We start from the raw sequence: 23,964 nt of genomic DNA, 5'->3' as shown, positions 1-23,964 counted from the left end.
AGGTGGCTTTTTTATTGTCCGGACATTTGCGCCTATTGGTTGTCGGCGCAGACCGGAGCGGTATTCAGCGGGCGCGGTAGGTGATGCGGCCTTTGCTCAGGTCGTAGGGAGTGAGCTCAACCTTTACCTTGTCGCCGGTCAGGATACGAATGTAGTTTTTGCGCATCTTGCCGGAAATGTGCGCGATTACCACATGTCCATTTTCCAGTTTTACTCGGAATGTGGTGTTGGGCAGGGTGTCGATCACCTCGCCTTCCATTTCAATGTAATCGTCTTTTGCCATGCGGCAGGAACCTTTGATTAATGTGTACTTGCTATTCCGCCAGGTAATTATGGCTCTCAAAGCGGGAGCCCGGCGGTACGACGGGCGTGCATTTTGCACGAAAAGTGGCATTACGCCAAGTGAAACCATTTGGTCGGTAGAAATGGCGAAAAAGAGCGGAAATAAGCGCTCATGAGTCCGGATTGCCTGACTTCAGGGTCCAGCGCCCGCCCTGGAGAATTTCCAGCGGCTGGAACTGACTTTTATAGGCCATCTTCTGGCAAGCGGATATCCAGTATCCGAGATACAGGCTCGCCAGACCCAGGCGTCGCGCCCATTCAATCTGGTAAAGAATCGAGTAGCTGCCCAGGCCGCGCTTGATTTCATCCGGGTCGTAGAAGGTATAGATGGCCGAGACGCCGCCGCTCAATACATCGGTAACTGCCGTTGCCAGAAGTTTCCCCCGCGCGCGAAATTCCAGATAGCGGGTCGTGCCCCAGGCGTTATTGAGGAAACTGCGAAACTGGTCGCGACTCGGGGGGTACATTTCACCGTCCGCGTGCCGTCCCTCGATGTAGCGTGCATACAGGGCGTAGTGTTCATCGGTATCGATGTCGTAGCTGTGGAATACATCCAGATCCCGGTTCCGTCGCCAGCAGCGGCGCTGGGCGCGACTGGGCACAAACAGCTCTACCGGCACTCGCGCCGGAATGCAGGCCTGACAGTGGGTACACTGGGGGCGATAGAGATAGTTGCCACTGCGGCGGAAGCCCAGTTCGGAGAGGCGGCTGTACAGGCGCTGATCTACCGCAGTTTGCGGATCAACGAACACAGTAGTGGCCTCGCGGCCATCCAGATAGCCGCAGGGATGGGGCAGGGTTGCGAGCAGGCGCACAGAGTCCAGTTGCGAATACTGGCTCATGGTGTAAGGGTTTCCCGCTGTCGAATGTTGTTACACATAGCTCACTGCCGTGGCCACTCCATCTTTGTACGCGTTTAAACTGCCGGATGAAAGTCGTGACCGAACGACCACCGCTTGTATACCGGCGTTTTCAGACCCGAGGGTAATTTGCCGTCACAAAAAACACAAACGCGCCAGATATGTCTAAGTTGCATCAAACAAACCAGGTGACGGCACCGAGGGCCAGGTCGTGGGGAATCCCTGGTTTTCCACCTCGGCCCGGAGGATCAACTCGAACTCCGCCCTGGGCAACTCTTCTGCACCCAGGCTCAGGGTGTGCGGGTTGCTGACCTGGCAGTCAATCAGCTCGCAGCCCCAGGAAGACAGCTGTCGTGCAAGGTGAGCGAAGGCCACTTTGGAGGCATCGGTCGCTCGGTGGAACATGGATTCGCCAAAGAACATCCGGCCTATTGCGAGCCCGTACAGGCCGCCAACCAGCTCCCCGTCCATCCATGTCTCAACAGAGTGTGCGTATCCGAGCCGATGCATAGCCTGGTAGGCGTCGCACATCTCGTCAGTGATCCAGGTGCCCGCTTGATCAGCGCGGGGTGCGGCACAGGCCTCCATTACCGCTTCGAACGCCCGATCGAAGGTCACCTGGTAGCACCCCTGGCGAATTACCTTGCGCAAGCTGCGACTGAAGTTCAGGGTCTGCGGGCGCACCACGCAACGCGCCGATGGGGACCACCAGAGGATGGGCTGGTCATCGGAGAACCAGGGAAATATGCCCCTACGGTAGGCCGCGAGCAGCCACTCGGGCGTCAGGTCGCCACCCACCGCCAGCAGGCCATCGGGATCTCCCAGTGCATGGGAGGTATCCGGAAATGCGATTAGGTCCGGATCCAGCAGGGTGAGTATGTTGTTCGTGCCTTGGCTCAATTAGCGGCCCTATATCATTGTCGATACGCTTGTGTGGGGCGATTTCGTGATTTCCGGCGCGTACAAGCCGCAAACGAAAAAGGCGGCCCTGCAGCCGCCTTTCGTTGAAGCCTGAGTGCAGGCTTATTGTGCGTCGAGATACCGCTCCGCATCCAGTGCCGCCATACAACCGGTACCGGCGGAGGTCACCGCCTGACGATAGATATGGTCGGACACATCGCCGGCCGCAAATACACCGGGAATGGACGTCTGGGTGGCATTGCCGTTAAGGCCGCTCTCTACGATGAGATAGCCGCCGTTCATTTCCAGCTGGCCGGCAAAAATGTCGGTGTTTGGTTTGTGGCCGATAGCGATGAACACGCCGGATACTTCCAGCTCTTTGGTAGATCCGTCCTGAACATTTTTCAGGCGCACGCCGGTCACGCCCGCATCGTCACCCAGAACTTCCTCCAGGGTGTGGTGCCAGCACAGTTTGATATTGCCGTTCTGCGCCTTCTCCATCAGGCGATCCTGCAGGATCTTCTCAGAGCGCAGTTCGTCACGACGATGCACCAGGGTCACTTCACTGGCGATGTTGGACAGGTACAGGGCTTCTTCCACTGCAGTGTTGCCGCCGCCGACAACCACCACTTTCTGGTCGCGATAGAAGAAACCATCACAGGTGGCACAGGCGCTTACGCCGCGGCCTTGGAATGTCTGCTCGGATGGCAGGCCGAGGTACTGGGCGGAGGCGCCGGTGGCAATGATCAGTGCGTCGCAGGTGTAGGTCTCGTTGCCCTTAAGCGTGAAAGGGCGCTGTTTGAGGTCTACTTCGTGGATATGATCGAAAATGATATTGGTGTCGAAGCGCTCTGCGTGCTGCTGCATCTGCACCATCAGGTCCGGGCCCTGCAGGTCGTGTACGCCGCCCGGCCAGTTTTCAACTTCCGTGGTGGTGGTGAGCTGGCCACCCTGCTGCATTCCGGTAATTACCACCGGGTTCAGGTTGGCGCGGGCAGCGTAGATGGCGGCAGTGTAGCCGGCAGGGCCGGAGCCCAGGATGATCAGTCGGTGATGATTGCTCATGACGGAACTCTCAATACTTCTAATGTTGAAAACTTTATCGTGAAAACCAGGGGCCAGTGGATCGGCGGAGATCGCTGGTTGGTGTGCCCGCAGTACAGTCACACAGCCATGCTGTGGCTACAGAAACTCTGTCACCAATATCGAGTCAATCTCGACAATATCAAGGCGCTATATCGCCTGCCGCTGGCAAAAATTGCTGGCCATGATAGGGGACGCGGCTCGGTGAACCAAATAGTTTGGTCTTATTTATCTAATTGTGGGCCTTTATAGGCTGATCGAATGATGAGCAGACCGCTGACGGAAGGGCACATGATGTACGTCTCAAATACGACGCGTAATTCATCTAGAATGTTGTCAGGAGTACATGAGGAATGAGATGTAAGGGATTGATAAATATAGAAAAAGGTAAAGTTAAAGTGGTTTGTGATGGGCGTGAGCGGTGGATATTCCAGCGAGCCTGTAGTACACAGACCCCTGCGTGGAATGGATGAGTTCACGGCAAATAAAAGTGTGAGCAAACAGTGCCACAGGTAAAAAGTTGAAACTGCACCGACGCGCATAATGCGAGATCGCAGTAAACTCACGTTATCTGGCGCCAGATGCGCTGCAATATATGACCGCGGGCCCTGGTTGCTCGGACAAAAAATAAACATTGAGGTAAGCCATTGAAGGCGGAAAGCGAAACTGAATCTGGCCCTGCCATCCCCGATTCCCTGATGGCGCGTATCCTGCGCGAAGGGGCGTTGATCGCACTGCTGGCTGGCGCGCTGCTGGCGGGCATCAGTCTCCTGAGCTACAGCCCACAAGACCCGGGCTGGTCCCACACCGGCAGTGGCGGAAGTATCGATAACGCCATCGGCCCGACCGGTGCCTGGCTTGCGGATGTCTGCCTGTCGCTACTTGGCTGGATGGCCTATCTGTTTCCTGTGCTGATCGGCTGGCGGGCCTACCTCATCCTGCGGGACAAGAACGCCCGTTTCCACGGCCCGCTCTTTGCGCTGCGGGTCGGTGGTCTCGTGCTGTTGCTGGTTTCCGGTGCCGCTCTCGCTACCCTCTGTTTTGTCCAGTCCTCCGAGCTGTCACGGTTTTCCAATGGCGGCATTGTGGGGGCCGCTGTGTCCGACTTTATGGAAACCGGATTGGGTTATGTTGGCGCCACCATCATGCTGCTGGCTATGTTCGCCATCGGTGTCACCGTGTTTACCGGAATGTCGTGGCTGAAACTGTTTGAGGATATCGGCCGCAGCGTGCTGTTTATTTTCGGCTGGCTCGGCCAGCGCCTTGCGCGTGCACGCCAGGAGCGCGAAGAGCAGAGGGTGGCCCGCGAAGCCGTGCTCGTGCGTAAAGCAGTTTTTGAAGAGGAAAAACAGCGCACCGCCAAACGTCAGCCGCCGCAGATTGCGCCGGTTGCACCACCACCGAAGCCGAGCCCGCGGGCGGTAAAAGAAAAACAGGGTGAGTTGTTCAAAGGCCCGGTGACCGGCGATTTGCCGCCGCTGTCCTTGCTGGATGCCCCGGAAGCCAACAAAAAGGCCGGCTTCAGCCGCGAGGCACTGGAGGCGCTTTCGCGCCTGTTGGAACTGAAACTCAAAGATTTTGGTGTTGTGGCCGAAGTCGTTTCGGTACTGCCGGGACCGGTGGTTACCCGGTTTGAAATCCAGCCCGCGGCGGGGGTAAAGGTCAGCCGTATTACCAATCTGGCCAAAGACCTGGCCCGCTCCCTGGCGGTGATCAGTGTGAGGGTGGTGGAGGTGATTCCCGGGAAATCGGTGGTGGGCATCGAGATTCCCAACGAGAACCGCCAGATGGTACGCCTGTCGGAAGTGCTGGGTTCCGAACTCTACGAAAAAGCCAGCTCAGCCCTGACCCTGGCACTCGGGCACGATATCGCCGGCCAGCCGGTGGTGGCGGACCTGGCCAAGATGCCGCATTTGCTGGTGGCCGGTACTACCGGTTCCGGTAAGTCTGTGGGCATCAACGTGATGTTGTTGAGTCTGCTGTACAAATCCACTCCGGATGAAGTCCGCCTGATCCTGGTGGACCCGAAAATGCTCGAACTCTCGGTTTACGAAGGTATTCCGCACCTGCTCACCCCGGTCATTACCGACATGAACGACGCGGCCAATGGCTTGCGCTGGTGCGTGGGTGAGATGGAGCGCCGCTACAAACTGATGGCGGCCATGGGGGTACGCAACCTGGCGGGCTTCAATCGCAAGGTAAAGGAGGCCAATGCCGCCGGCGAGCCTCTGATCGACCCGACCTGGCAGCCGGACCCCATGTCCAGTGTGCCAGAGGCGGAACAGACCGCACCGCACCTGAAACCGCTGCCCGCCATTGTGGTGGTGATCGACGAATTTGCAGACATGATGATGATTGTCGGCAAAAAAGTAGAACAGCTGATTGCCCGGATTGCCCAGAAGGCGCGCGCCGCCGGTATCCACCTGCTGCTGGCCACCCAGCGTCCGTCGGTGGATGTAATCACCGGCCTGATCAAGGCGAACGTGCCCACACGTATGGCTTTTCAGGTTTCTTCCAAGATCGATTCCCGCACCATTTTGGATCAGGGGGGCGCCGAACAGTTGCTTGGCCACGGCGACATGCTTTATCTGCCGCCGGGTACAGCGCTCCCTGTAAGGGTGCACGGTGCATTCGTGGACGACCATGAAGTGCACCAAGTTGTGGCGGACTGGTGTCGCCGCGGCCAACCGGAATATATCGACGGCATTGTGGACGATTCCAACAACAGTATCCCGGTACCGGGTATGGCCACCGAAGGTGGTGAGGACGACCCGGAGGCAGACGCGCTCTACGACGAGGCGGTCGCATTTGTGGCCAAATCTCGCAAGGCGTCCATTTCATCCGTGCAGCGTCAGCTGCGCATCGGCTACAATCGCGCCGCGCGTATGATCGAGACGATGGAGGCGGCCGGTGTGGTCTCCGCCCAGCAGCCAAATGGCAACCGGGAAGTGCTGGTTCCTCCGCCCTGACAAGCTTGCAGGGTTACACAGGGAACCCGGTTCAGGCCGGGTTCACCTGTCGCCGACTAGGCTTTAAGGACTGGATCAGCAAATCTGGAAGGCACTTATGAGACGTACACTTGGCATTCTTTTTATCGCACTGGGCTTGAGCTTTGGCGCTGCTGGCGCGACCGCCGACGCCAGTGAAGAACTGAGCCGCCTGCTGCAGCCTCTGGGCTCAATCTCCGGTGGATTCCGCCAAACCCTTAAAGACCAGAAGGGCAAGACCCTGCAGAAAAGCAGCGGCAACTTTTCCGTGCAGCGACCGGGCAAACTGCGCTGGCAGACCGGCGAGCCTTTCTCGCAACTGCTGGTGACCAACAACCAGAAGCTGTGGCTGTACGACCCGGATCTGGAGCAGGTGACCATTCGCCCGGTAGACAACCGCATGAAAGAGACCCCGGCATTGCTGCTTGGCGGCAAGGTGGAAGACATACGTGGTTCCTTCAGTGTGGAGAGCAAGAAAGGGGCCTATTACCTCACTCCTAAGAGTGCATCCGCACCGTTCAAATCCATGGTGATCCGCTTCGACAGCAAAGGGCTGCCCGCAGCAATGACCGTACGTGACGGTATGGGCCAGACCACTGACATCCAGTTCAATGGCCTGCAGGCAAACCCGAAACTGTCGTCTGCGATGTTCAACTTCAAGCCGCCGAAAGGTACCGACATCATCCGCGATGAATGATCTTTTCAGGGCGCCGCCCCGGCATCAGCCACTGGCCGCGCGTATGCGACCCCATTCTCTGGCCCACTATGTGGGCCAGACGCATTTATTGGGCCCCGGTAAACCACTGCGCGAAGCGGTGGAGCGGGGCCAGCTGCACTCCATGGTGCTGTGGGGGCCACCCGGTGTCGGTAAAACCACGTTCGCACGCCTGCTGGCGCAGGAGTGCGATGTGCGCTTCGCGACCCTGTCGGCCGTTCTCGCCGGAGTGAAAGAAATCCGTCAGGCCGTGGCCGAGGCGGAGCAGCACGCGGCGCAGTTTGGTCGCGGCACCATCCTGTTTGTTGATGAGGTGCACCGGTTCAACAAGGCCCAGCAGGATGCGTTTTTGCCCTACGTGGAAGAGGGCACGGTGACCTTCGTCGGCGCCACCACGGAAAACCCGTCGTTTGAGCTGAACAATGCACTGCTGTCCCGTTGTCGGGTCTACTTGCTGCGCAGCCTGAGTCAGCCCGAACTCCTCGGGCTGTTGCAGCGCGCGCTGACCGAAGATGAAGAGCTGCGCGCACGCAATATTCAGATGACACCGGAGGTGCTTGAGCGCATCACCCTCAGCGCAGATGGCGACGCGCGCAGTGCGCTCAATCTGCTGGAGATCGCCTGCGACTTGTCGCGGGAAGAGGGTGGGCGTCAGGTAGTTGATGACGACGTGCTCGCGGAAGTGCTGAGCGCGGATGTGCGGCGTTTCGACAAGGGCGGCGAATACTTTTACGACCAGATTTCTGCGCTGCACAAATCTGTGCGCGGTTCGGATCCGGATGCGGCGCTCTACTGGTTTGCGCGCATGATCGACGGAGGTTGCGACCCGCTGTATGTGGCGCGCCGGGTGGTGCGTATGGCCAGCGAAGATATTGGCAATGCGGACCCGCGAGCACTTGAGATAGCATTAAGCGCCTGGGATGTGCAGGAGCGTCTCGGCAGCCCGGAAGGGGAGTTGGCCATAGCTCAGGCCGTCGTGTACCTCGCGATTGCGGCCAAAAGTAACGCGGTGTACAGCGCCTATAAGCGTGTGTTGGCGGATATCCGCCGCGAGCCCAGTTATGAAGTGCCGATCCATCTGCGCAATGCGCCGACCAAGCTTGCCAAGGAAATGGCTCACGGTGCCGAATACCGCTACGCCCACGACGAACCGGATGCATTCGCTGCTGGGGAGAACTATTTCCCGGAGGCCATCGCCGGGCGCTGCTACTACCACCCGGTCAATCGCGGCCTGGAGCTCAAGATCGAGGAAAAGCTGCAGCGCCTGCGCGCGCTGAACCGGGCCAGCCCGCAGCAACGCTATACAGAGGAGCGCGGTTCTGACACGCACAAGCGTTAGCGGCACAAGCAGACGCTAGGCGCATAAAAAGGCGTTAGAATCGCCGCACACTGGTACTCGCGGGCAGCTGCCCAGAAAAACAAGGTTAGGGAACAATAAAAAGGGTATCCCATGCAGTGGATTGCAATAGCGCTGGGGGGCGCGATCGGCGCGGTGCTGCGGCACCTGATCGCGATCTGGAGTTTTCCGGTTTTTGAAAACCGGCTGCCCCTCGGGACATTTATTGTGAACCTGACGGGTTCACTGTTGATCGGCGTCGCCTATGTGGCCATTGTGGAACGCGGCATGTTCGGCCATGAGTGGCGCCTCTTGATCATGACAGGCCTGTTCGGCGCGCTCACCACCTTTTCTACCTTCTCGCTGGAAACCGTGCTGTTGTGGCACAATGGCCAGCCTTTAACGGCGCTGACCTATATTGCGGTCAGCCTCCTCGCGTGTCTGGCGGCCACCGCGGCCACCATCTCGCTGGGAATGAAATATCTGTAACGCGGTAATCAAATCACCATGCTCGATCCCAAACTGATTCGCACCCAACTCGACGACGTTGCAGCGGCGCTGGCCAAGCGCGGCGTGCAGCTGGACACAGCAAAACTGGAACAGCTCGAAGAGCAGCGCAAGGAACTGCAAGTGCGCACCGAAGCACTGCAGAACGAGCGCAACAGCAAGTCCAAGAACATCGGCCGCGCCAAGGCTAGTGGCGAGGATATTGCTCCGCTGCTGAAAGAAGTCGAATCCCTGGGTGGGCAGTTGACCGAGGCCAAACAGGCTCTGACCGAGCTGCAGGAACAGCTCGACGACATGCTGCTGGCTATTCCGAACCTGCCCCACGAATCCGTGCCGGAAGGCAAGGACGAGAATGACAACGTGGAAGTGCGCCAGTGGGGCACTCCGCGCAGTTTCGATTTCGAAGTGCGCGATCACGTGGACCTGGGCGCGCGCCTGGGTGGCCTTGATTTTGAAGTGGCGAGCAAAATCACCGGTTCGCGCTTCGCGGTGATGACCGGCCAGGTGGCGAAGCTGCATCGTGCATTGGCACAATTCATGCTTGATCTTCACGTAGAAGAGCACGGTTATCAAGAAGCCAATGTGCCGGTCATTGTAAATAGCGATTCCCTGTACGGTACCTCGCAGTTGCCCAAGTTCGCAGAGGATCTGTTCAAGCTGGAGGATGAGCGTGGTTTCTACCTCATTCCCACGGCAGAAGTACCGCTGACCAACCTGTATCGCGATGAAATCATCGAAGATGCCGCGTCGCTGCCGCACAAGTTTGTCAGCCACACCAACTGTTTTCGCTCTGAAGCCGGCTCACACGGTCGCGATACCCGCGGCATGATCCGTCAGCACCAGTTCGAAAAAGTTGAGCTGGTGTGTTTTGCCCGCCCGGATCAGTCCATGGATGTGCTCGAACAGCTCACCAGCCATGCAGAAAATGTTCTGAAGAAACTGGATCTGCCATACCGCACTGTGGTGCTGTGTGGCGGCGATATGGGTTTCGGTGCAACCAAAACCTATGACCTGGAAGTGTGGATTCCGTCCCAGGACAAGTACCGGGAAATTTCCTCCTGCTCCCTGATGGGCGACTTCCAGGCCCGGCGTATGAAAGCCCGCTGGCGCAACCCGGAGACGGGCAAGCCGGAACTGCTGCACACCCTGAATGGATCCGGGCTGGCGGTGGGCCGTACGCTGATCGCGGTGCTGGAAAACTACCAACAGGCCGATGGTAGTATCGAAGTACCGGAAGTACTGCGCCCGTACATGGGGGGCGCAACCAAGATCGGCTAAGCAGTATGGAATAAGAACTTGCGTTACCTGCCTCTCGCGTTTGATTTGAAAAATCGCCCCTGCCTGATTGTCGGGGGCGGCTCCATAGCCACGCGCAAAGCGCGATTGCTCAACAAAGCAGAGGCGCGCCTGCTGGTGGTGGCTCCGGATATTACCGACGAGTTGCGCCAGCTGGTTCTGGCCAGCGGTGGTGAATACATCGTTGGTCGCTACCGCAGTGACCTGCTGGAAAATGTCGAAATAGTGGTGGCTGCCACCGCCGACAGCGAGGTCAACGCGCAGGTTTCCGCCGACGCGCGTGCCCTGCGCCAGCCAGTCAACGTGGTGGACTCCCCGGAGCTCTGCACCTTCACCTTCCCCTCCATTGTCGAACGCGGCCCGCTGGCCATCGGTATTTCCAGTGGTGGTTCCGCACCGGTTCTCACCCGCATGCTGCGCTCGCAGATTGAAACCCTGTTGTCGCCGGGCCTCGGCCTGATCGCTGATCTGGCCGGTCGCCTGCGCGGCAAGGTAAAAGCCGCATTGCCGGAAGCCCAGCGCAAGGACTTCTGGCACTGGGTTTTCAACGGCCCGGTGGTGGGTCAGATCGAGCGTGGTCACAAGGCCGAGGCGGAGCAGGCTGTGCTGGAAGAGTTGCAGCGCTGGCAGGACAAGCCCGCGGCAAGTGGTGAGGTGTACCTGGTCGGCGGCGGCCCGGGCGATCCGGACCTGCTCACCTTTCGTGCCCTGCGCCTGATGCAACAGGCGGACGTAGTACTCTACGACAGGCTTGTTTCCACCGAAGTGCTGGAGCTGGTGCGCCGCGATGCCGAGCGTATTTATGTCGGCAAGATGAAGCAGTTCCACTCCGTGCCCCAGGACGATATCAACCAGTTGCTGGTGGATCTCGCCAAAGAGGGCAAGAAAGTGCTGCGACTGAAGGGCGGTGACCCCTTTGTATTTGGTCGTGGCGGCGAGGAAATCGACAGGCTGGCTGAAGCCGGCGTGCCGTTCCAGGTGGTGCCGGGCATTACCGCCGCCATTGGCTGCTCTGCCTATTCCGGAATTCCGTTGACCCACCGAGACCACGCCCAGTCGGTGCGTTTTATCACCGGACACCTGAAGCAGGGCAATCTGGTGCTGCCGTGGGAAGAGCTCATCACCAAAAACCAGACGCTGGTGTTTTACATGGGGCTCACTGGCCTGCCCACGATTTCCGAAAAGCTGATCGCCCACGGTATGGATGCGGATACCCCGGCGGCGCTGGTGGAGAAGGGTACAACCCGGGATCAGAGGGTGATTGTAGGTACCATCGGCACCTTGCCCGAACTCGCAGAAACCCACAAGGTCGAAGCGCCGGCACTGACCATTATCGGTGGTGTGGTGAAATTGCGCGAAAGCCTGGGCTGGTACCAGTGATGTCTATCCGGCATCCGAGCCGGGCGTAAATTCCCTCTACACATAACCACTGGCAAACCCCTATCTATACTGAAGGAGTTGTTTGCCAGTGGTGATTCTATGTTGTGGATGCTGCTTCGTTTCTATTGCACACTTCTGGTGCGCAGTTTTCTGCCGCGGGAGAGTGAAATTGCGCTGCCCAAAGAAGACGACAGCCATCTGCGCCGCTATTCCCGCAAATACCGGGTAAAACGCAACTGGGTGAAAAACCTCTGGATAGGTTCTTCGCTGCTGATGATCTGCTTTCCGCTCTTGCCTTTTATCCTGGGTTTGGGGCTTTTCACGTCCTTTTTATCGTTTGCGATTCTTGATGAAACGGCTTGAACAGAGCGCATTAGGTCGACCATAAGTTGCCCGGCAGCAGTACCGCCACCGAGCAATCTACGAAGCCCTTCTTAATGCAGGGTCAGGACATACTTTTCGGTTTTTTCGGTAAAGCTAGAAGGGTTGCCTTCAACCCAGTCCCGATGACCATTGCCAAAAAACGGCGACAGCGGGTGAGCGCTCTGGCCGGTGGCCATATGGAAGATTCCCAGCTCTTCATGTCCCGGTGCCACAACCATGCGCTCGGATGCACCTTTGGTTGAGGACTGGACGCGCGGCATGTGGGAATCGCCGGAAAGGTGGTCCTCCGGCATGGCAGTAAACCAGTTCACCGCTGCCACTGCACGGCCCAGCGGATGCCGGACTTTCGCCGTATTTTCCACGCCCCAGGTCTGCTGTGCGAACGGCAAGCCGTCTTTTGCCATGTCTTGCAGCACCTGATCCAGTGCCGCCAGTTTCAGAGCTCTCCAGGATTCGAACTCTGGATTTAGCAGGTGTGTGGGCTCGCTGGCCAGCATTTCCCACGCCGGGTACTCCACCTGGCGGTTCGAGCGCCCGAATGCAAAATCCGTATTGTGGCGTTGCATAAACGTGAGCACTGGTGCAGTTGCCAGGTCGATAAAGCGCAGGCGGAAGTTGCGCACGATACGGTAGCCGACGGAATCCGCGCTGGCGCGCGCCCCCCAGTTGCTTACCTGCTCTTTGACTTCGTCGTAACCGTCGACGGAATCGAGCAGCGTGCTCAACTGCTGCTGCCAGCGCTCAAGAAATACCGCACGGTCGTCGAGCTGGATATCCAGCAGGTCCTGTTCTTTAAAGTGGTCGCGGGCGAACAGGTCGTCGCGGATCTGTTGCTGCCGCGCTCCGAGGGCATAGCCGCCGTCGCCCATCACCTTGAGGTATTCGCCATCCATGGTACGGGCGTTCGCCGTCCAGATCCGGTGGGAGGGCGGATTGTAGACATGTGGGTGCTCTTCTAAAGGAAGGTAACCGTCCCAGTAGGCGGTGCCGTCTGCCCAGCTAACCGAGCGGCTGCCATCCAGGCCCACGCGACGGGGAATCGGTCCGGCCACGGTCCAGCCGATATTGCCGTCGGCATCACCGAGTACGAAATTCTGGTGTGGAAGACCCAGCTCCGGTGCCAAGTTCATGGCCTCGCGGGTACTGGAGACGGTTTCCAGCTTGAGAATGTTCATATTGGCACCGCGGACGTCGTGAGCGACCCAACGGTAGGCGAGGGGAGTGCCCTTGTGGTTTTCGGCCACCACTGGACCCCAGATGGTCTTGCGGATTTCCACACTGGCCGGTTGCTTGCCCTTGACTGCGATCTCTTCATTGACGATCTCAAAATCCCGCCAGCCGTCGGGGGTGCGGTACTGTTTACCGTCTGCGGACAGTTCCAGCGGAATTAGGTCGCCCCAGTCCGCCGTGGTATTGGTAAAGCCCCAGGCCACTTTGCCATTGCTGCCGGCGACAATGATTGGACCGCCGGGCAGGGTGGCGCCGCGCATGACAAAGTCAGTGCCGGGTACATTCCAGCCCGCGCGAAACCAGATGTTGGGCACGGTAATGCTCAGGTGCATATCGTCTGCCACGATGGCCGTGCCGTGTTCCGTGAGCGCACCACCAACCACCCAATTGTTACTGCCGAAGATCATGTCTTCGCTTTCCATCTTCTGCCGGGCCATGGGCTCACCGTCCTGAACCAGTGCGGCGATATGGGTTTCCGGCAATGGCAGGGGGCCGCGGGCGTCACCGATCAGTGGTGCGTCCCAGATACCACCCTTAGGAACGAAGAACTCGTACAGGTCACCGGGCAGCAGATCGGCCAAGGCGTTATCCCGCAGCTCGAAGCTGCCGGTATTGCTCTGCAAGGTCAGGTACATACTGAAGATGGTCAGCAGGCTGTCGGCTGGCACCCACTGGCGCGGTTCCTGCCGGAGCAGCGCGTATTCCCAGGGCGCCGCGCCCAACTTAGCCAAACCGTAGTTCACTCCGGCGGCGTAGTGCTCGAGTACTGCCTGCTGTTCCGCTGGCATGGCGGCGATGTTGCGCTCGGCGCGAGCGCGGAACTGGTGAATGCGGATTTCCCGGTCGTGCTCCAGTGCCGCTTCACCCACCAGTTCGGACAGCTCGCCGGAAGAGTTGCGACGCAATAGATCCATCTGGAAGAAACGCTCCTGGGCATGCAGGAAGCCGAGGGCAAACGCACTGTCAGTGCGGTTCTCTGCGGTGATAAAGGCTATGCCCTGTTCGTCGCGGGTGATGGTTGCCGGCTTTTCCAGCAGCCCGGTGTCCAGCTCGCCATGCAGTAATGGCAGACTTAGGCGGAGCCAGAACCAGGCCGCTGCCACGGCTAGCAATAAAAGGACAAGCAGGGCAGTGGTGCCGCGAATCAAGCGGGTCGACCAAGGGTTATTTTTCAACATCGCATGTTCTCTCGGGGAAAATACGGAATGGTTATTTTGGGACTTTATTGGGCGCAAGTCCGTTTTGTCGTCCGCTGTCCAGCGCGCTGGTGCAGGATCTGGAAACGCCCCAGAGTCTAGCAGTGTCGCGCGATTCAGTCTGGTTACCAGCGGACTGTTTGCGGTCACAATTCACGAGATTTAAATGCGTTTAACGCCATATTGGCGCAGGGTTCAACTGTTTTCTCACGCAAAACTGACCGGTCACAACAAAAAAGTCACAACAAGCTTTTCTTGGGCCGTTGCTACCCGTAAGATGGCCCAACATAACTATCAATAACGACCATTTTCCATCACGCTTTTCATATAAATAGAACGCGAGGACGCGATGATGTACACCGCCGATCAGTCCGGTAAAAACCGGTTTTTCACCCTGTCCACTCTCTCGGCCGCCATCGCTGTTAGTACAGCACTGAGTGGCGCTGCATCCGCTGCTGAGATTGAAGAAGTAGTAGTAACCGCGCAGAAGCGCGCGGAAAACCTGCAGGACGTTCCGATTGCCATTTCCGCTTTCACTGGCGACAGCATGAAAGCAATGGGTGTTCAGAACCTGACCGACCTGGGTAAATTCACCCCGGGTGTGGAAATGAACAACGACACCCCGCTGCAGCCAACGTACAGTGTGCGCGGTATCGAAACCGGCGACTTCACCGTGGGCTCCGACCCGGCGGTTGCTGTGTACGTCGACGGTGTCTACACCGGCCGCGGCGCCGGCGCCGAGATTCCGCTGGCGGATATCGAGCGTGTCGAAGTACTGAAAGGCCCGCAGGGCACCCTGTTCGGCCGCAACGCCACCGGCGGTGCCATCCATATTATTTCCCAGAAGCCGCAGGCAGATGACACCACTGAGCTGAACCTCAGCGCAGGCAACTATGGCCGTCAGGCCAGCGACCTGCTGGTGAACCAGCAGCTGAGTGATACCGTCTATACCCGTTTCACTGCGTCCACCAACCGTCGCGATTCCTACGCCGACAATCTGGCGGGGGATTTTGAAACCGGCAATATTGACACCCAGACTTACCGCGCGTCCCTGCTGTGGGAAGTCACTCCGGATACCGAAGTGCTGTTCCGCGCCGACTACGGCATCATGGATCAGGGCAGTGCGCTGCGCACCTCCATTGTTCCGTCCCTGCAGGCGGAAGCGGGTGGCACCGATGTGTTTGGTGACTACGCCCTGGACACTCCGACCATTGAAGACCGGGACTCCTGGGGTACGTCTCTGTCCATTACCCATGACTTTGACAACGTAACCTTCACCTCTATTACCGCTTACCGCGGTTTTGATGCGCATCTGCAACAGGACGAAGACGGCACCGCGAACCCGGACTACATGTTCGGTTCTGCCAACTTCGACGATCAGACCCAATTCTCTCAGGAGTTCCGCCTGAACGGTGCCACCGATACCCTGAAGTGGACCCTGGGTGCATCCTATTCCCGCGAAGAGCTGGAGCACATTACCGACGCATACTTTACCGCCGGCTCTCTCGAGTCCTTCGCGGTATACGAGGGCGTCAAGGCGGCTTACGCCGGTGCCGGCCTGAACACCACCCAGCTGGAAGACGCTGCCTACGCGGCGCGCAAACAGATGATTGCCGCAGGCCTCGAGGGCGCAGCAGTTTCTACCTTTATTTACGATCTGATGGTGCAGTCCGGCCAGGCCGATGCTCTGCTGCAAGCTCTGGGCGCGCCGGAATTCGTCAATGCCAGTATGCTGAATCGCGACCAGATGATTGGTCAGCTGATGGCAGGCATCACTCCCTGGGTAATGGCCGACACCCCGTGGAATGAATCTGTCACCAACACCGGTGATTACCGTTCTGCGGCGATCTACGGCGATGCCACCTGGAGCCTCACCGACAAGCTGGATCTGACTGTTGGTGCCCGTTACACCGCGGATGAAAAAGACTTCACCATCGAAAGCGCTTACCAGAACACCCTGCCAATCGCGTTTGTGGGCGGCCCGGTAGAGCTGATGGGGCCGGACGGCAGCGTTATCGGCGAGATCACTCTGCCCTCCGGACAGATCGCTGCGATTCCGTTCGGCATGGCGTTCAACAACAATGGCGTTGCCGACCTGAACCAGAAGCTGAGCGATTCCTGGAGCGACCTGTCTGGCCGTCTCGTGCTGGATTACCGCTGGAACGAAGACGTCATGACCTTTGTGTCTCTGGCGGATGGCTTCAAGGCTGGCGGTTTCAACAGCTTCAGCGCCGCGCCGGGCATCGATCCTTCCTTTGACCAGGAGAGCGTGACCAACCTGGAAATCGGCGTGAAGAGCAGCCTGTTCGACAACGCGGTACGCTTCAACGCGTCCGTGTTCGCGTATGACTACAAGAACCTGCAGCAGCTGGATCTCGTGGGCGCACCGATCCCCAACTACTACCTGCGCAATGCCGACGCCGAAGGTCGCGGTGCGGAATTCGAAGTGCAGTGGGCAGCTACCGACAACCTGTTTATTGCCGGTAACTATTCCTACCTGAAAACCGAATACACCCGCTACCAGATCATCGAGTCGATCGGTGAGACCGAAGAGGAAAATTCCCGTGTAGGTCAGCCCCGCGTGGGCACCCCGGAGAACAAGTTCAACCTGATGGCCGAGTACACCTGGGAACTGGCTGCTGGTGGCGACGTGTCTCTGCGCGGCGACTACAACTGGACCGACGAGCGTGTGGGCTCCATCAGTGATCCGGCCCGTGTAATTCCGGATTACCAGCTGATGAACATGCGCGCTGGCTGGAACAGCCCCTCCGACCGTTACTCTGCAGCCCTGTGGGTGCAGAACGTAACCGACGAGGAGATCGCCGGTGGCTACGGCGGCACTGGTGCGGCAATCGGCGCCAGCCCTGCGTGGCGTTTCATGCCTCGTATGTATGGTGCGGACTTCGCGGTTCGCTTCTGATTCCTGCTTCGGATCAGAAACAAAAGGGTCGGCAATGCCGGCCCTTTTTTATGTGCGGGTTTTCAGTGGCAAATTCCTGGCGCTGATTACGTCGTCAATTCCGGCGCGCAGATGGGAATCCGCCACAATGGTTGTATGATCAAGGGCAGTTTTTGCAGTTGACCGGGCCAGGGGATGAGTCTGATTTCTGACGCAGGTTCAGTGGTATCCAAAGTTACCGGGGCTGGGGATGACACCGGCGATCGGACATTCGACGACGCAAACCGGGATCTCTCCCTGGATGAGCGCGCCGCGCTGATCGATTTATACCTGCGGGTCCGCCGCGAGACCGAAAGCCTGACCGACCCGCTCACCGCAGAGGATATGCAGCTGCAATCCATGCCGGACGCGAGTCCCAGCAAATGGCATCTCGCTCATACCAGCTGGTTCTTTGAAACCTTTATCCTGCGGGACATGCTCTCCGGTTATCGGGTGTTTGATCGCGACTTTCACCCTATTTTCAATTCCTACTACAACTCCCTGGGGCAACCCTTTCCGCGGCCGAACCGCGGCCTGTTGTCGCGACCGACTATCGAACAGGTATTTTCCTATCGCGCCCATGTCGATCGGCACATTGAGCGGTGGCTGACCGAGGAAGATATAAACACGGCGCAGGCAGAATTACTCGAACTGGGTATCCATCACGAGCAGCAACACCAGGAATTGTTGCTGACGGATATCAAGCATGCGTTCTCCCTGAATCCCGCATTGCCCGCCTACCGTGAAGACCTGGACGATGCCGGTGAAAACGAAGATGGCGATACGCCGTTGCAGTGGCTGCAGGTGCCGGAAGACCACTACACCCTTGGCAGTGACGGCGAATCTTTCAGTTTTGACAATGAGCGGCCCTCACACCAGCGCTTCCAGCCCGCATTCCGCATCGCATCAAGGTTAATTACTAACGGAGAATTTCTTGAGTTCCTGCGGGACGGCGGATACCGGGAGCCACGCCTGTGGCTGTCCGACGGCTGGAGCCAGATTCAGCAGAGCGGAAAGCAGGGCATCCAGTCCGCCCCTTTGTACTGGCGGGAAATCGATGGGGAATGGTTTCAATTCACCCTCGCGGGCCTGCAACCCCTGGATCTCAATGCTCCCGTGTGCCACGTCAGTTTTTATGAGGCGGATGCATATGCCAGCTGGGCGGGGCAGCGCCTGCCCACGGAGTTTGAATGGGAAATCGCGGCTTGGCTGCACTGCAAAAGTGACGCGCTAGACGACGCCAACCTGCTGGAAAACCGGCACTTCCAACCCGTTGCGGAATACGAATCCGGCGGGCGCGACCTGCAGTTACTGGGCAATTTGTGGCAGTGGACGTCGAGTGCCTATTCGCCGTATCCAGGCTATCGCGCCAGCAGCGACGCGGTGGGGGAGTACAACGGCAAATTCATGTGTAACCAGATGGTGCTTCGCGGTGGTTCCTGTGTAACGCCCCGCAGCCACATTCGAATCAGCTATCGCAATTTCTTTTATCCGCACCAGGCCTGGCAGTTTACCGGTATCCGCCTGGCAGGAGACGTGCAGTGAACATGGCAATTGGCAACGCGAATGGGGCAGGGCTGCCTCCGGGGGAAAACCTGCGCAGGCAGTTTGAGCGGGATGTGCTGGCCGGGCTGTCCACTCCCCAGAAGGCCCTGCCGTGCAAGTATCTCTACGATGAAACCGGGTCCAAGTTGTTTGAGGCCATCTGCGATCTGGATGATTACTACCTGACGCGCACGGAAGCCGCCATTTTTAACCGCGCGTTGAATGAAATGGCGTCGGTGCTCGGCCGCCAGGCGGTGCTGATCGAGCCCGGTGCCGGCAATTGCGAAAAGGCCGAACCGCTGCTGGCGGCCATGAAGAACCCCAGGGCCTATTATCCCCTGGATATTTCGCCGGAAATTCTTCTGGAAGCACAGCAGCGGATCCAGCAGAGACTGCCGCAGCTTGAGATCGCCCCCATCTTTGGTGACTTTACCGGCGATGAAGTCTGGGGTCGATTACCGCCGTCTGCTGCGCGTCAGGTGATTTTTTTCCCGGGGTCCACCATTGGCAACTTCTCTCACGAGCAGGCCCGCGAATTGCTGATTCGGTTTGCCGGGCAGTTGAACCCCGGGGATGGGCTGTTGCTGGGAGCAGATCTGGTCAAGGATTCCGTGGTGCTGGAGCGCGCCTACCACGACAGCAATCATGTTACCGAGGCCTTCAACAAGAATCTGTTGAGCCGGATCAACAGCGAATTGAACGGTGACTTCAATACAGAGGCTTTTGCCCACCGGGCGTTTTATCACAGCTTCCGCCAGCGGGTGGAAATGCATCTGGTGAGCCTGGTGGAACAGCAGGTTTCCGTAGCGGGCCGACAATTCCAGTTCGCCGAGGGCGAAACGATCCATACCGAAAACAGCCACAAATACACCTTACCCGGACTGCAGGAGCTGCTGCGGGAAACCGGGTTTTCCCCTGAAAAATACTGGACGGATAATAACCAACACTATGCCATCTACTTTGCCCAAATCCGGTGATCGCGACCTGAGTTTATCGCGCCTGTTTTCATTGCTACTGCTTGTGTTGCTCGGCGGCTTGACGGCCGCCTGCAGCAATACCAATACCAATACGAATACCACTGCAGCAGTGCCAGCCGGGACGGGGGAGCACACGGAAGACATCGTGGTATACAAATCGCCTTTCTGCCTGTGCTGCAAGGAGTGGATGGCACACCTGGAACAGAACGATTTTTCCGTCGGCAGTGAAAACGGGCTGGATATGGCGTCGGTCAAGCAACAATGGGGTGTTCCAGCGAGCATGCAGGGTTGCCATACCGGAGTGTGGCGCGGTCAATACGTTTTTGAAGGGCATGTGCCGGCGCGCCTGATCCGAAAATTTCTCGCCAATCCACCCAAAGACAGCATCGGCCTTACGGTGCCCGGAATGCCCAAAGGGAGCCCCGGTATGTATCGCGGCGGTGAGTTCGAACCCTACGTGGTGTATCAGATTCAACGAAATGGCGAATATCGTTTCTACGAAAGGGTCACCGCGCCAGAGGCCTCATAGGAGGAATTGGTGATTGATCCACTCGCCTCCGGAAGCTAGGCTTGCAGCCCGTATTATTCCTCGTGATTTCTTTGCCGGGCGGCAGTAATGACTTCTCCATTCGCTCCGGCAGTTGGCCTCGGCAACTGCCACTTGCAGACCATCTTTCCCCGCTTTCACCGGCCCGAGCCCTGGATCCACACCCAGTGCCAGTGGCTACAGACCCCGGACGGGGACCGCATCGCCCTGCATACGCCCGTTAAACTGGTAGATGATTCGGAGCGGCCGCTGGTGCTGGTGCTGCACGGGCTGGAGGGCTCGGTCGAGTCGCCGTACGTACAGGGCATCATGCAGTCACTGCTCGCGCGCCGGTTTCAGGTGGCAGTAATGCACTTCCGCGGTTGTGGCGGGGTGCCGAATCTACTGGCCCGGGCCTATCACAGCGGTGACAGCGGCGACCCCCGGTGGCTGGCCGCACATCTGCGCGAGCGTTTCCCGAATACGCCGTTGATGGCGGTCGGTTACTCCCTGGGTGGGAATGTACTGTTGAAATGGCTCGGGGAGGATCGTGACGACTCGCCACTTTCCGCGGCGGTTTCGGTCTCTGCGCCGCTGGATCTGCACGCGTCCTGCCGGCGAATGGGGCAGGGCTTTTCCAAAGTCTACCAGCGGCACCTGCTCAACAGCCTCCAACAGAGCCTGCGGAAAAAGGCGCTTGACCCGGAGCTCGCTCAACAGATGCCCGCGCTGGATGAGCAGCGCTATTTTTCGGACTTCCGTCACTTCGACGATCATTTCACTGCGCCACTGCATGGTTTCCTTGGGGTGGATGATTACTACACCCGCGCATCCAGCAAGCCACTGCTGCGGCATATCAGCACGCCCACACTGATCATCCATGCGGCAGATGATCCCTTTGTATGCCCGAGTGCCATTCCGACCAGCGACGAAGTCGGCCCCGATGTGGAGCTGGATATCACCAGCAAGGGCGGCCATGTGGGATTTATCAGCGGCAGTCTCTGGCGCCCCGAGTACTGGCTGGAGCAGCGAATCCCGCAATTTTTGGCCAAGCAACGGGTTGCCAGAGGTCGTTGAACGTCAGCGGATCCTTCTGGAACTGCTAATGTAGGTGCATAAGTGCGATAAAACGGGCCTGGCCATGACTGCCTGTGTGCCGGGCCGTCCGAAAGGATCCTCTGTGCTCCGAATACTGCATCTCCACCACAGCCGCTACTGGATGCATCTTTCCAGACCACTGCGCTTGAAAACGGCAACCAGGCTGGTGTGCTGTGTTTGCGCCGCCTTCCTCGGTGGGCAGCCGTCGCAGGCGCAAGATGGCACAGTCTTGCCCCGCCTTTCCTACGAGCAGGCGATTTTCCAAAGCTTGCGAAGCCACCCCGATCTCGCCGGATATGAATTCCGCCTGCAGGCAGCCGCAGCGGATGCCGAACATGCTGCCCTGGGGCCACGCCCGGAACTCGGTTTGGAAATTGAAGACGTTGCCGGTACGGGCGACGTGAGTGGGGTTGAAAGTGCACAGACAACCCTCGGTATCAGCTGGCTGTTGCAGTGCGATGTCATCGACAAACGGGTACAGGCGGCGCAGCGCGAGGTCGCGGTGATCGGGACCCAACAGCAGATTGCTGCACTCGATATCGCCGCAGATTCCGCCCGCTATTTTCTCCAGGTGGTTGCACAGCAGGAACGGCTGACGCTGGTGCAGCGGGCGGTGGTGCAGGCGCAGCGGGGACTGGCGGATATTCGCCGGCATGTACGCGCGGGTAAACTCCCGCAGGCTGAAGCGTCCCGTGCCAGTGCAGAGGTCGAGCGCAGGAGTCTCGCCGCGGAAGACGTTGAGCACGAATATGCGGTCGCCAAATATCGACTGGCGGCCCAGTGGGGAGAGCGGACCCCCGCATTCTCAGCCGTTGTCGGCAGCCTCTCCGCACCGCTTCCCGACGTCGATATCGCCTATCTGCGTCAGCAGGTCACGAATAACCCGACGCTGGCGATATTCCTCAATCGCGAGCGAGTCGCCGATGCCGAGATCGCGCTGGCGAGGGCCGAGGCCGGTATTCAGTGGCGGCTTGAGGCGGGCATACGCAGGCTCGAAGCATCCAATGACTTTGGCCTGGTGGCGGGGGTCGCCATTCCCCTCGGTCGCCGCGATCGCAATGCGGCAAAGGTAGCGGCACTTCAGGCGAATCAGAATCAGTACCGCGCGGAGCGCAATGCGCAGGAGATTGCACTGGAAACCCGGGTCTATGTCATGGCAGAACAGCTTCGGCACAGCCGGCATGTTGCCCACGCCATGACCGAGCGCATTATCCCGAGTCTGGAACAGGCGTTGGCGGACACTCAACATGCCTACCAGCAGGGAAAATACAGCTATTACGAGCTGGCTTCGGCGCAGCAGGACCTGATCGATGCCCGCTTGTCCTATCTGGAGGCGCAGTACACGGCACATCTGTACCTGATCGAAATCGAAAAGCTCACCGGCCTTTCGTTGGCGCAGTTTCCCGGATACTCAAAGTGAAAAGTATCGCGATCATCTCGTTGCTGATGGTTTTTCTGATGGCGTTATTCGTCGGCTTTAGCGGTAATGTACAGACATCTGCGGCGACCGCAGCGGAAGATCCGCAATTGCCGGAAACCGGGCCCCATCACGGTCGGCTACTCCGCGCGGGAGATTTTGCCGTCGAGCTTGCCATTGTCGAATCCGGTACACCACCCGAGTTCCGGGCTTGGGTAAGTGACAAGGGCACAGCGGTGAAGCCTGAAAGGGTAGGGCTCACCCTGGTGTTGACCCGGCTCGGTGGCACGGAGGAGTCCATAGGGTTCACACCGCGGGAAGATTACCTGCGCAGCGACAAATCCATTGGCGAACCGCACTCCTTTGTTATCACGGTAAATGCCCGTTACCAGGGAAAAAGTCACCGTTGGCAATACGAGAGCTTTGAAGGGCGCACGCGCATTGATTCGGTCATCGCCGCCTCGTTGGGCATTAAGACAGCGATCGCGGGTCCGGCATTAATGAGCGAGACAACCAACGCCTACGGAAGGCTGGTGGTGGATCCTGAACAGACACGCGAGGTTCGCGCGCGGTTTGATGGTGCGGTGGACTCGGTAAAAGTCCAGCTTGGTGAGCGTGTCCGCAAAGGTCAGCCGATTATTGCGATCAACAGCAACGAAAACCTGAACACCTATACGGTGAACTCGCCGATCGACGGGGTAGTACTTCAGCGTAATGCAAACCCCGGTGAACAGACGGCAGGCCGCAATCTTCTGGTCATTGCCAATGACGATGCGCTGCTGGCGGAGCTCGATGTGTTTCCGTCAACGCGGGGTCGCATCAAAGCGGGCAATCCGGTTCGGATGATGATGCGCGGCTTGCGTACTCCTGTTGCGGGGGTGGTGAGACAGCTGGACCCGGTTATTCGGCCGAATCAGGCGAGCACCGTGCGCGTCTCCTTGAAAGACGCAGCACCGGATCTTGCCGCGGGTGCGTTCGTCACGGCAGAGATAAAGGTGGCTTCCTATCAAGTGCCTCTGGCGGTAAAGCGAAGTGCATTGCAAAACTACCGAGATTTCACGGTGCTGTACGCACAGGTGGGCGATGAGTATGAAGTGCGCATGCTCGAATTGGGGCGAGAGTCCGGGGAGTGGGTGGAGGTGCTGGGTGGTCTCGAACCCGGCACCCGCTATGTCATCGAAAACAGCTACATCATCAAGGCCGACATCGAGAAGTCCGGCGCCGCGCACGAGCACTGAGGTTTCCTG

19 protein-coding genes are annotated in these 23,964 nt (G+C 58.6%); 14 read left to right on the top strand and 5 right to left on the bottom strand.

Annotated features, from left to right (window positions below; all coding sequences use genetic code 11):
* Positions 1 to 64: 64 nt before the first annotated feature.
* The 4 genes from infA to trxB form a co-directional block, all read right to left on the bottom strand.
* Positions 65 to 283 carry a translation initiation factor IF-1 gene (gene infA / locus R5R33_RS00515; RefSeq protein WP_010130378.1) on the bottom strand — a complete coding sequence of 73 codons (219 nt, stop codon included), beginning with the start codon at positions 281 to 283 and terminating at the stop codon, positions 65 to 67.
* A gap of 169 nt (positions 284 to 452) precedes the next feature.
* Positions 453 to 1,184, bottom strand: coding sequence for an arginyltransferase (locus R5R33_RS00510; protein WP_318954129.1), 732 nt, complete (start codon positions 1,182 to 1,184; stop codon positions 453 to 455).
* A gap of 183 nt (positions 1,185 to 1,367) precedes the next feature.
* Positions 1,368 to 2,102 (bottom strand): leucyl/phenylalanyl-tRNA--protein transferase, encoded by a 735-nt coding sequence (gene aat / locus R5R33_RS00505; RefSeq protein WP_318954128.1) that lies wholly within the window; start codon positions 2,100 to 2,102, stop codon positions 1,368 to 1,370.
* Positions 2,103 to 2,225: 123 nt separating this feature from the next.
* Positions 2,226 to 3,167 carry a thioredoxin-disulfide reductase gene (gene trxB, locus R5R33_RS00500; RefSeq protein ID WP_318954127.1) on the bottom strand — a complete coding sequence of 314 codons (942 nt, stop codon included), beginning with the start codon at positions 3,165 to 3,167 and terminating at the stop codon, positions 2,226 to 2,228.
* A gap of 716 nt (positions 3,168 to 3,883) precedes the next feature.
* Between trxB and R5R33_RS00495 the strand changes: the two genes are divergently transcribed.
* From R5R33_RS00495 to R5R33_RS00465, 7 genes are all read left to right on the top strand, one after another.
* On the top strand, positions 3,884 to 6,154 hold the full coding sequence (locus R5R33_RS00495; RefSeq protein WP_318955758.1) for a DNA translocase FtsK: 2,271 nt from the start codon (positions 3,884 to 3,886) through the stop codon (positions 6,152 to 6,154).
* Positions 6,155 to 6,251: 97 nt separating this feature from the next.
* Positions 6,252 to 6,869 (top strand): outer membrane lipoprotein chaperone LolA, encoded by a 618-nt coding sequence (gene lolA, locus R5R33_RS00490; protein ID WP_318954126.1) that lies wholly within the window; start codon positions 6,252 to 6,254, stop codon positions 6,867 to 6,869.
* On the top strand, positions 6,862 to 8,226 hold the full coding sequence (locus R5R33_RS00485) for a replication-associated recombination protein A (protein WP_318954125.1): 1,365 nt from the start codon (positions 6,862 to 6,864) through the stop codon (positions 8,224 to 8,226). The genes lolA and R5R33_RS00485 overlap by 8 nt, the downstream gene beginning before the upstream one ends.
* 111 nt (positions 8,227 to 8,337) lie before the next feature.
* Positions 8,338 to 8,712: a fluoride efflux transporter CrcB gene (gene crcB, locus R5R33_RS00480; protein WP_318954124.1), complete on the top strand. Its 375-nt coding sequence runs from the start codon at positions 8,338 to 8,340 to the stop codon at positions 8,710 to 8,712.
* 18 nt (positions 8,713 to 8,730) lie between these two features.
* Positions 8,731 to 10,008, top strand: a complete 1,278-nt coding sequence (gene serS, locus R5R33_RS00475) for a serine--tRNA ligase (protein ID WP_318954123.1) — start codon at positions 8,731 to 8,733, stop codon at positions 10,006 to 10,008.
* 18 nt (positions 10,009 to 10,026) lie between these two features.
* Positions 10,027 to 11,406, top strand: coding sequence for a siroheme synthase CysG (cysG, locus tag R5R33_RS00470; RefSeq protein ID WP_318954122.1), 1,380 nt, complete (start codon positions 10,027 to 10,029; stop codon positions 11,404 to 11,406).
* 99 nt (positions 11,407 to 11,505) lie between these two features.
* Positions 11,506 to 11,769: a hypothetical protein gene (locus R5R33_RS00465; RefSeq protein ID WP_318954121.1), complete on the top strand. Its 264-nt coding sequence runs from the start codon at positions 11,506 to 11,508 to the stop codon at positions 11,767 to 11,769.
* A gap of 71 nt (positions 11,770 to 11,840) precedes the next feature.
* On the opposite strand, the gene R5R33_RS00460 is transcribed toward R5R33_RS00465, so the two are convergent.
* On the bottom strand, positions 11,841 to 14,198 hold the full coding sequence (locus R5R33_RS00460; RefSeq protein ID WP_318954120.1) for a penicillin acylase family protein: 2,358 nt from the start codon (positions 14,196 to 14,198) through the stop codon (positions 11,841 to 11,843).
* A gap of 370 nt (positions 14,199 to 14,568) precedes the next feature.
* On the opposite strand from R5R33_RS00460, the gene R5R33_RS00455 reads away from it, so the two are divergent.
* The 7 genes from R5R33_RS00455 (at position 14,569) to R5R33_RS00425 (ending at position 23,955) form a co-directional block, all read left to right on the top strand.
* Entirely contained in the window at positions 14,569 to 17,136 is a 2,568-nt protein-coding gene (locus tag R5R33_RS00455; RefSeq protein ID WP_318954119.1) for a TonB-dependent receptor, read from the top strand.
* 174 nt (positions 17,137 to 17,310) lie between these two features.
* On the top strand, positions 17,311 to 18,699 hold the full coding sequence (gene egtB, locus R5R33_RS00450) for an ergothioneine biosynthesis protein EgtB (protein WP_318954118.1): 1,389 nt from the start codon (positions 17,311 to 17,313) through the stop codon (positions 18,697 to 18,699).
* A gap of 2 nt (positions 18,700 to 18,701) precedes the next feature.
* The gene (gene egtD, locus R5R33_RS00445; RefSeq protein WP_318955757.1) at positions 18,702 to 19,676 is read left to right on the top strand and encodes an L-histidine N(alpha)-methyltransferase; all 975 of its coding nucleotides are present in this window, start codon (positions 18,702 to 18,704) and stop codon (positions 19,674 to 19,676) included.
* Entirely contained in the window at positions 19,648 to 20,205 is a 558-nt protein-coding gene (locus R5R33_RS00440) for a DUF411 domain-containing protein (RefSeq protein ID WP_318954117.1), read from the top strand. Before egtD ends, R5R33_RS00440 begins: the two co-directional genes overlap by 29 nt.
* A gap of 87 nt (positions 20,206 to 20,292) precedes the next feature.
* Complete coding sequence (locus tag R5R33_RS00435; protein WP_318954116.1) at positions 20,293 to 21,279, top strand: hydrolase; 987 nt, start codon at positions 20,293 to 20,295, stop codon at positions 21,277 to 21,279.
* 103 nt (positions 21,280 to 21,382) lie between these two features.
* Positions 21,383 to 22,720, top strand: a complete 1,338-nt coding sequence (locus tag R5R33_RS00430; protein ID WP_318954115.1) for a TolC family protein — start codon at positions 21,383 to 21,385, stop codon at positions 22,718 to 22,720.
* On the top strand, positions 22,717 to 23,955 hold the full coding sequence (locus R5R33_RS00425) for an efflux RND transporter periplasmic adaptor subunit (RefSeq protein ID WP_318954114.1): 1,239 nt from the start codon (positions 22,717 to 22,719) through the stop codon (positions 23,953 to 23,955). Before R5R33_RS00430 ends, R5R33_RS00425 begins: the two co-directional genes overlap by 4 nt.
* The last annotated feature ends 9 nt before the right edge of the window (positions 23,956 to 23,964 follow it).

Origin of the sequence: Microbulbifer pacificus (genome assembly GCF_033723955.1) — a bacterium.
Taxonomy (GTDB): Bacteria; Pseudomonadota; Gammaproteobacteria; order Pseudomonadales; family Cellvibrionaceae; genus Microbulbifer; species Microbulbifer pacificus.
Note: the sequence above shows the minus strand (reverse complement) of the source record. Positions and strands in the feature narration are given on the sequence as shown.